This window comes from Stenotrophomonas sp. 22692, assembly GCF_052045015.1.
GTDB lineage: Bacteria > Pseudomonadota > Gammaproteobacteria > Xanthomonadales > Xanthomonadaceae > Stenotrophomonas > Stenotrophomonas geniculata.
On record NZ_JBQEMR010000011.1, the window covers coordinates 1 to 8,928 of the forward strand.

7 protein-coding genes are annotated in these 8,928 nt (G+C 67.0%); 4 read left to right on the forward strand and 3 right to left on the reverse strand.

The window, feature by feature from the left end:
- Window positions 1–330: 330 nt before the first annotated feature.
- A complete protein-coding gene (locus ACTJJM_RS10680; protein ID WP_440865456.1) occupies window positions 331–2,040 on the reverse strand; it encodes a M28 family metallopeptidase in 1,710 nt (569 codons plus the stop codon).
- 86 nt (window positions 2,041–2,126) lie between these two features.
- The gene (locus ACTJJM_RS10685) at window positions 2,127–2,789 is read right to left on the reverse strand and encodes a hypothetical protein (protein ID WP_010484244.1); all 663 of its coding nucleotides are present in this window, start codon (window positions 2,787–2,789) and stop codon (window positions 2,127–2,129) included.
- 95 nt (window positions 2,790–2,884) lie between these two features.
- Between ACTJJM_RS10685 and ACTJJM_RS10690 the strand changes: the two genes are divergently transcribed.
- The gene (locus ACTJJM_RS10690; protein ID WP_010484243.1) at window positions 2,885–4,183 is read left to right on the forward strand and encodes a murein hydrolase activator EnvC family protein; all 1,299 of its coding nucleotides are present in this window, start codon (window positions 2,885–2,887) and stop codon (window positions 4,181–4,183) included.
- Window positions 4,184–4,291: 108 nt separating this feature from the next.
- The gene (locus tag ACTJJM_RS10695) at window positions 4,292–5,830 is read left to right on the forward strand and encodes a S41 family peptidase (protein ID WP_440865457.1); all 1,539 of its coding nucleotides are present in this window, start codon (window positions 4,292–4,294) and stop codon (window positions 5,828–5,830) included.
- Window positions 5,831–5,914: 84 nt separating this feature from the next.
- Here the strand turns inward: ACTJJM_RS10695 and ACTJJM_RS10700 are convergent, their stop codons facing one another.
- Window positions 5,915–6,607, reverse strand: a complete 693-nt coding sequence (locus ACTJJM_RS10700) for a rhomboid family intramembrane serine protease (RefSeq protein ID WP_010484241.1) — start codon at window positions 6,605–6,607, stop codon at window positions 5,915–5,917.
- Between the two features lie 228 nt (window positions 6,608–6,835).
- On the opposite strand from ACTJJM_RS10700, the gene ACTJJM_RS10705 reads away from it, so the two are divergent.
- Both ACTJJM_RS10705 and pnuC read left to right on the forward strand, forming a co-directional pair.
- Window positions 6,836–8,203 carry an outer membrane protein transport protein gene (locus ACTJJM_RS10705; protein WP_171953720.1) on the forward strand — a complete coding sequence of 456 codons (1,368 nt, stop codon included), beginning with the start codon at window positions 6,836–6,838 and terminating at the stop codon, window positions 8,201–8,203.
- 112 nt (window positions 8,204–8,315) lie between these two features.
- The gene (gene pnuC / locus ACTJJM_RS10710; RefSeq protein WP_241875233.1) at window positions 8,316–8,888 is read left to right on the forward strand and encodes a nicotinamide riboside transporter PnuC; all 573 of its coding nucleotides are present in this window, start codon (window positions 8,316–8,318) and stop codon (window positions 8,886–8,888) included.
- Window positions 8,889–8,928 lie beyond the last annotated feature (40 nt).

Here is an 8,928-nt window from a genome sequence, read left to right on the forward strand (position 1 = left end):
GCCGATGGTAGTGTGGCTCAAGCCATGCGAGAGTAGGTCATCGCCAGGGTTTACATCCAAAACCCCGCTGCTCACGCAGCGGGGTTTTTCTTTGACCGCCGCGAGCGGCGGCGCCAACCACGGTTGGCGACTACCGATAGCAGAGGGATCAGCGGTAGATCCACGCCATGCGTGGATGCTCCCCGCAAGGAACCAAGGCGCCAACCACGGTTGGCCGCTACACACAGCAGGCCAGGGTTGGCACCCACCAATGGCGGAGCGCACAAAAAAAACGGCGCCCCGTGGGGCGCCGCTCTGCTCTCAACGATGTTCAGTCGAGCATGGCCCGACTTACTTGGCCGGGGCCTTGTCCTTCATCATCGCGTCGCGGGCCGCCTTGAACGGGTTGCCCTCATACCAGTTCGGCCAACGATCGCCGCCGGCCAGCTCCTTGCCGACGCCATACATCAGTTGCAGGTCTTCGACCGTACCGTCCAGCATCCAGGTGGACGCATCGAATTCGTCCTTCGGCCCGTGGTAACGGTTGGCACCGTAGTCCGCCGCGGCCTTGCGGCCAGCGTCCACGCCACCCTCGCGCAGGTCTTCGCCGCCATCGGCGTACAGGGCCGGCACGCCGGCCTTGGCGAAGTTGAAGTGATCCGAACGGAAGTAGAAGCCGCTCTGCACCGAGGTCTCACCATGCAGCGTGCGGTCCTGGGCCGCAGCCAGCGGCTTGAGGATGTCTTCCAGCTCCGAGCTGCCGAAGCCGGTGACGGTCACGTCCTTGGCACGGCCGGCCACCGACATCGCATCGATGTTGATCACACCGGCGATCTTGTCCAGCGGGAAGGTCGGATGGGAGACGTAGTACTTCGAACCCAGCAGGCCGGACTCTTCCAGAGTCACCGCCAGGAACACCACCGAACGTTCCGGCTTCGGCTCCTGGTGGGCCATGGCTTCGGCCACCTCGAGGATGCCGGCCACGCCGGTCGCGTTGTCGACCGCACCGTTGTAGATGTTGTCGCCGGTTTCACCCTCGTGCTTGCCCAGGTGGTCCCAGTGCGCCATGTACAGCACGGCTTCGTCGGCACGCTTGCTGCCCGGCAGCACGCCCACCACGTTGCGCGACTGCTTCTGCGCGATCTGGCTCTTCAGGTCGACCGCGGCGGTGGCCTTCAGCGGCACCGGCTTGAAGCCGCGCTTGCTCGCATCCTTGTAAGCCTGCGCCAGGTCCAGGCCGGCACCGGCAAACAGCGCCTTGGCGGCGTCGGCGCTCAGCCAGCCCTGCACCGGAATGCGGGCATCCGGGTCATCCTTCGCCGGCAGGTCGTACTGCGGCCCGGCCCAGGAGTTCTTCACCACGTCCCAGCCATAGGAGGCACCGGCAGTGTCGTGCACGATCAGCGCGGCAGCGGCGCCCTTGCGCGCTGCCTCCTCGAACTTGTAGGTCCAGCGGCCGTAGTAGGTCATGCGCTTGCCGTCGAACAGCTTCGCGTCATCGACATGGAAGCCCGGGTCGTTGACGAACATCACGACCGTCTTACCCTTCCAGTCCTGGCCGGCATAGTCATTCCACTTCTGCTCCGGCGCATCGACGCCGTAGCCGACGAACACCAGGTCGCTGGCATCGACCTTCACCTCGGCCTGGCCGGTACGGGTACCCACCACCATGTCGGTGCCGAACTTCAGCTCGGTGGTCTTGCCGCCCTGGGTGATCTTCAGCACGGTCGACGCGTCGGCCGTGGTCTCGGTCATCGGCACATCCTGGAACCAGCTGTCACCGTTGCCGGGCTGCAGGCCGATGCGCTGCATCTGGTCGCGGATGTAGTTGACCGTCAGTTCCTCGCCCTTGCTGCCCGGGGCGCGGCCTTCGAATTCATCCGAAGCCAGCGTCTTGACCATCTCGGCGAAGTCGCCGGCGTTGATCTCCGGCGAGAACGCATGGGTCGCCGGCTTGGCAGCGGCGGTGTCGGTGGCCGGCGCGGGCGCCGGCGTGTCTTCGCCTTTGCAGGCACTGAGCGCGGCCGCAGCGGCCAGGCACAGGAGGAGTTTGCGGGGCATCGTCGATTCCTGGAAAACAAAGGGCGGCCGTACCTCGTGTACGACCGGTAACAGCGAGTATCACCGAACCGATGGGCGCGGTGTGCTCAGTCCGCCGGAGCGGTTTCGGTGTCGAACGGGATCGGCTCGGCGCCGGTGACCGGGCCGATGCGGGCCGTGCGGTGCACGTACAGCACCACCTCGCGCTCGAACTGCAACGGGCCGTCGACCACGGCATTCGGGCCGATGATCACGCGTGGCTTGCGGCTGGCGGTCAGCGAGACGCTGAAGTTCGGCTTGCGCACGTGCACACCGCCCTTGACCTGCGAACCGATGCCCACGGTGATGTCACCGTTGACGGTTTCCACGTCGTTGCCGACGCGGCTTTCGACCAGCCCGATGCCACCGTTCACGGTTTCAACGCCGCCTTCGATCTGGCTGCCGCGATCGCTGAAGATGCTGCCGTTGACGGTGCTGACGTTGCCATGGGCGATCACTTCGCGGCCCAGGCGCACACCGCCGTTGACCGTTTCGATCTTGCCAGTGCGCGCGCGATCGGCGACCTTCACCCCGCCGTTGACGGTGTCGATGCTGCCGGTCTCGACGCCTTCGCCGACGCGGATGCCGCCGTTGACGGTGTCCAGCTTGCCGTAGCGCTGGCCGGGTTCGGCGCTGATGCTGCCGTTGACCTTGCTGATGTTCTCCTGGGCGCAGACCGGCCCGGTGGCCAGCAGTACGCCCAACAGCAGCGGAATGGAGAGAGCTTTCATGGGGACCTCGATGGATGTGCGGCTGGCAGGCCGCGTGCGGAGATGTCACCATTCCCCGGTACCCCCTGCAACTGCCTGAAGTCACTGGAAAGCCCTTGCGCAACAACGCCTTCCCATCACGCCGACATCACATCGCCGCTGCCCGCGGCGGGCGCTGCCTGCTGTTGGGGCTGGCCTTGGCACTGGCGTTGCCGTTGCCGGGTGCCGCGCAGACCACGCGCGAGACCGAGCGCAAGCTGCAGAAACTGCGCAGTGAGCTGAAGGGCGTGGCGCAGGAGCGCCGGCAGATCGAAGGCCAGCGTGGCCAGGCCTCGCAGCAGCTGCGCGAGGCAGATGAGAAGGTGGCCCGCACCGGCCGTGCGCTTGCGCAGACGGAAACCGCGCTGCGCGAGCAGGGAAGGGCCCTGGCCGAGGCCGAACAACGCCGCAGCACGCTGCAGGCCAACCTCGCCCAGCAGCATCGCGAGCTGGCCGGCCTGCTGCGTGCAGCCTACCAGCTGGGCAACCACGCACCACTGAAGCTGCTGTTGTCGCAGGACACGGTAGCCGATGCCAATCGCGCCCTGGCCTACCATCGTTACCTGCAACGCGAGCGTGCGCAGCGGATCACCACGCTGACCGCCGACCTGAAGGAACTGGAAGCGCTGCAGGCGCAGATCGCCGAGCGCAAGCAGAAGCTGCAGGGTGCACAACAGGACCAGAAGCAGCAGGCGGCGGCGCTGGAAGCCGACCGTCGCGATCGCGCCAAGACCGTGGCCTCGCTGGACGAACGCTTCAAGGACCAGCGCGAGAAGGAACAGGCGCTGGGCCAGGACGCCAAGGCGCTGGAAACACTGCTGGCCAATCTGCGCGCGGCCGCCGCCCGCGCCGAGGCCGAGCGTCGCGCGGCTGCACGCCGAGCCGCTGCCGAAAAGGCCGCTGCCGAGCGGGCCGCACGCCAGGCCGCTGCGCAGGGCCGCCCGCCGCCGCCGACCAAGGTTCCGCCGGCGGTGGCGTCGGCACCGGCGCCGAAGGTCGGTGGCCTGGGCTGGCCCTTGTCCGGCAACCTGCTGGCCCGCTATGGCGGCAAGCTGCCTGATGGCCGCACCAGCAGCGGCGTGCTGATCGGTGCACCGGCCGGCAGCACCGTCACCGCGGTGGCCGATGGCACTGTGGTGTTCTCCGACTGGATGACCGGCTACGGCATGATCCTGATCGTCGACCACGGCAACGGCTACATGAGCCTGTACGCCCACAACGACACCCTGCTCAAGGATGCCGGCGCGCGGGTCAGCCGTGGTGATGCGGTGGCCAAGGTCGGCAATTCCGGCGGCCAGGGCGTCACCGCGCTGTATTTCGAGCTGCGTCGTGGTGGGCAGCCGGTGAACCCTGACAGCTGGCTGCAGCGGCGCTGAATCCAGCGCTTCCGCGTGCAGGGCGGATTCAACGGGAATTTAGCTGTGCTTCGCGCATAATCGGTGCATGTGCCTTGGGCACCATGCCACCGTCGACAGGAGTGATCCATGCGCGCAGCCCGTACCGCCACCCTCTTGCTGGCCCTGTTGCCAGCGCTGTCCTGGGCGCAGCAGACCGCGCCCGCCCCGAGCCAGGAAACCGGCGGGCAGGCAGCGAGCAGCGAGGAGGCGGTGACCTCGAAGGTGCCGCTGGAGGACATCCGCCGCTTCGTGGCCGTCTACAACGCAGTGCGGGCCGCCTACGTCGATCCGGTCGATGACAAGAAGCTGATGCAGGCCGCGGTGCGTGGCCTGCTGCTCGACCTCGACCCGCACAGCACCTACTTCAACAAGGAAGACGCGCAGGCGTTCGACGAACAGGCCAGCGGCGCCTACGAAGGCATCGGCGTGGAGCTGCAGCAGCAGCCCGACAACGCCAGCATGAAGGTGATTTCGCCGATCGACGACACGCCGGCGGCGAAGGCCGGCATCCTCGCCGGTGACCTGATCATCGCCATCGACGGCAAGCCGATCAGCGCGATCGATGCCAGCGAACCGCTGCGCGGCCCGGCCGGCAGCAAGGTGGTGCTGACCATCGTGCGCGAAGGCAAGCCCAAGCCCTTCGATGTCAGCCTCACTCGCCAGACCATCCGCGTGACCAGCGTGCGCAGCCGCCTGTTGGAACCGGGCTATGGCTACATCCGCCTGAGCACGTTCCAGGCCGACACCGGTTCGGACTTCCAGAAGCACGTGCAGCAGCTGCAGAAGCAGTCCGGTGGCCAGCTCAAGGGCCTGGTGCTGGATCTGCGCAGCAACCCGGGTGGCCTGCTGACCGCTGCCGTGCAGGTGGCCGACGACCTGCTCGACAAGGGCAACATCGTCAGCACCCGCGGCCGCATCAGCATCAGCGATGCACGCTTCGATGCGACCCCGGGCGATCTGTTGAAGGGTGCACCGGTGGTGGTGCTGGTCGATGCGGGTTCGGCCAGTGCCTCGGAAGTGCTGGCCGGCGCACTGCGCGACAACAAGCGCGCCCGCGTGGTCGGCAGCCGCACCTTCGGCAAGGGCTCGGTGCAGACCGTGCTGCCGCTGGACAACGGTGATTCGGTGAAGCTGACCACCGCGCGTTATTACACGCCCAGCGGCAAGTCGATCCAGGCCACCGGCATCGTGCCGGAGGTCGAACTGAAGCCTGCGGCGCGCCCGGAAGACGAGGCGCTGCCGGCCAGCCTGAGCGATTACAGCGAAGCGACCCTGCCGGGCCATCTGCGCGGTGACGACGAAGGCACCGAGGGCTACCACGCCGGCGCCGTACTGCCGGGCGATGGCCCGATCAACGACGCGCTGGCCGAGCTGAAGAATCCGGGTTCGGTGGCTGCACGGTTGAAGGCCGAAGCGGCGAAAGCGGATGCGGCGAAGGCCGCGAAGGCCGCAGCTGCGAAGCCGGAGGCGAAGGTAGAACCGAAGCCGGAAGCGAAGCCGGAAGCGAAGCCGGAAGCGAAGCCGGAAGCGAAGCCGGAAGCGAAGCCGGAAGCAAAGCCGGAAGCACCGGAAGCACCGGAAGCAAAGCCGGAAGCAAAGCCCGCACCGGCTCCGGCCAAGCCCTGATTCTGTAGCGTCGAGCCGTGCTCGACTGATCTACGAACGAGCGGGTGAGCGTGACGCCGGCCAGCGGCCGGCACCACCAGGGGTTCAGAAGCCGTGCCGCTTGCGCAGGCGGCGTGCGATCGCGGCGCGCACGTACACGCCGTACAGCAGGCCGAACAGGAAGCCACCGATGTGCGCCCACCAGGCCACCATGCCGAAGCTGGGGCCGATATGGGCGAACACCACCTGCAGCGCCGCCCAGACGCCGATCAGCAGGTAGGCCGGGGCGCGCACGAACTCCAGGAACAGGCCCAGCGGGATCACCACGCCCAGCCGGGCGCCCGGGAACAGGGCCAGATAGGCGCCGATGAGCGCTGACACCGCACCGCTGGCACCGATGATGATCTGGTCCGGGCTGCCCATGGTGTAGATGGCCACCAGATTGGACACCGCACCGCCGACCAGGAACAGCAGCAGCAGGCGCCACGGGCCCAGCACCCGTTCGGCGGGCAGGCCGAAGATCAGCAGGAACACCAGATTGCCCAGCAGGTGTGACCAGTCCGCGTGCAGGAACAGGGCGGTGAACAGGCGCAGCACGCTGCCGTCCTGCAGGGTCGCCCACCAGTCCAGCGGGTGGGTCAGGCCGGTGGACAGGGCGCCCCAGTCCAGCCAGAGGCTGCCCCGGGCGTCATCCGGACGCGAGATCGACCACAGGAACGCCAGCCACAGTGCCGCAAACAGCACGGGCGTGGCCCAGCGCAGGGCTGCCTTCTTGCGCGACGGGAGGGAGACGAACATGGGCACTAGCCTAGCGTGAGGGCGCTTACGGCGGGGATTGTCCTGTTCAGCTTTTGAGACGAAAAAAGCGCCTGCGCTGTTATTGTTTCATTAACAGCTCTGGGTAATACTCGCATACGGCGTCGTATGTCGGGAGGGGAATCCGGCGCGCTCCGAAGGGCCCCAGGGCCTGCCGGGCGCAGGCGCACTCAGAGCACCATCACCGCTTACCGGAGAGAGAGAACTACGATGCAAACCGCTTCCACCATTGCCCGACTGACCCTGCTGGCCGTCGGCGTTGCCGGTGCGCTGGCTGCCGCCGACGCCAACGCTGCCGCCTTCCAGCTGAAGGAAAACAGCGCCAAGGGCCTCGGCCGCGCGTTCGCCGGTTCCGGCAGCGCCGAGGGCGACGCCTCCATCATCGCCGTCAACCCGGCCGGCATGCGCCAGCTGGAAGGCACCATGATCCAGGGCGACCTCAGCGCCATCAGCTTCGGTGCCAAGTACAAGGGCACCGGCCGTACCGGCGTGAGCCAGCGGACCCCGAACGGCTTCCCGGCCCAGGGCGGCAACGGCGGCGACGCCGGCATGATCGCTCCGGTTCCGGCCGCCTACTTCCACATGCCGATCGGCGAACAGGCCCATTTCGGTGTGTCGCTGACCGCCCCGTTCGGCTTCAAGACCGAATACGACAACGGTTGGGTGGGTCGCTACAGCGGCCTGAAGACCGACCTGAAGGCCATCGACCTGGGCTTCGCCGCGTCGTATGACGTCAACCCGTACGTGTCCTTCGGCGCGTCGGTGTTCGTCGAGCACCTGACCATCGAACTGAGCAACGCCGTCGACTACGGCAGCATCCTGGCCGGTGCCGGCGTTCCGGGCTTCGCCCCGGGCAGCTCGGATGGCACCCTGAAGATCGAAGGCGACAACAATGCCGTGGGCTGGACCGTCGGTGGCCTGTTCTCGATCGACGAGAACACCCACATCGGCCTGAGCTACCGTTCCAAGGTCAAGCACAAGATCACCGGTGGTGATGCGACCTTCAGCGGCGCCGACCGCGCTCGTGCCCTGCTCACCAACTCGCCGAACACCCGCGGCTGGTTCATGGATACCAGCGGCCGTGCCACCGTCACCATGCCGGCCTCGGCCACCCTGAGCGTGACCCACAAGGTCAACGACCGCTGGACCGTGATGGGCGACGTGACCCGTACCGCCTGGTCGACCGCCTTTGACAGCGTCACCGTCGACTACGCTTCGCCGCAGCCGAATTCGGAGCTGAAGTTCGGCTACCGCGACACCACCTTCGTGTCGCTGGGCGCCGACTACAAGCTGAGCGATACCGTCACCCTGCGCGGTGGTGTTGCGCTGGACCAGACCCCGACCACCGACGCCCACCGCGACGTCCGCGTGCCGGACACCAGCCGCAAGTGGCTGTCGCTGGGCGTGGGCTGGACCCCGTCGGCGAACACCGAGTACAACCTGGGCTACACCCACCTGTTCACCAGCGACCCGAACGTGAACGTGCCGGCGACCACCGCCAACCAGGGCAACTCGCTGTCGGGCAAGTACAAGGTCCGTGGCGACGTGCTGGCCGCTTCGTTCCAGTACAAGTTCTGATTCGGGCCAACGCCTGACGCAGTACACGGAAGGCCCCGCGCAAGCGGGGCCTTCTTTTTGCGGAGCTGGTTTGGGGCATCCACGCATGGCGTGGATCCACGACAATAGGGCGATGAACCTGTCCGATCCGAATTTCCAGCTGGAGCTGGCCGCCAACATCGCCGTCGCCGGCTCGATCCTGCTGGCGGGCCGCAACAACGTGCACACCTGGTGGCTGGGCATCGTCGGCTGCGCGCTGTTCGCGGCGGTGTTCGAGCGCTCTCACCTGTATGCAGACATGGTGCTGCAGTTCTTCTTCATCGCCATCAGCGTGCTGGGCTGGTGGCAGTGGCTGCGCGGCGACCACGGTGCACCCCTGCCGATCACCTCATTGCGACCGCGTGCCTGGGCGTGGCTGGCACCACTGGCGGTGGTGGCGACCTTCGGCTACGGCTGGATGCTGACCCGCCTGACCAACGCCTACGCGCCCTACATCGATTCGGCGGTGCTGGTGCTGAGCGTGATCGCCCAGATCCTGATGATGCGGCGCAAGCTGGAATCGTGGTGGGTGTGGCTGCTGGTGAATACCGTCGCGGTGCCGCTGTACTACAGCCGTGGCCTGCATCTGACCTCGATCCTGTACGTGGGCTTCTGGATCAACGCACTGGCGGCGTTGCGCCACTGGCGCAATCTGATGCGGGTGTAGAGGGGGGGGGAAGGGGTGGGGGGGTGTGTTGAGTAGGGAG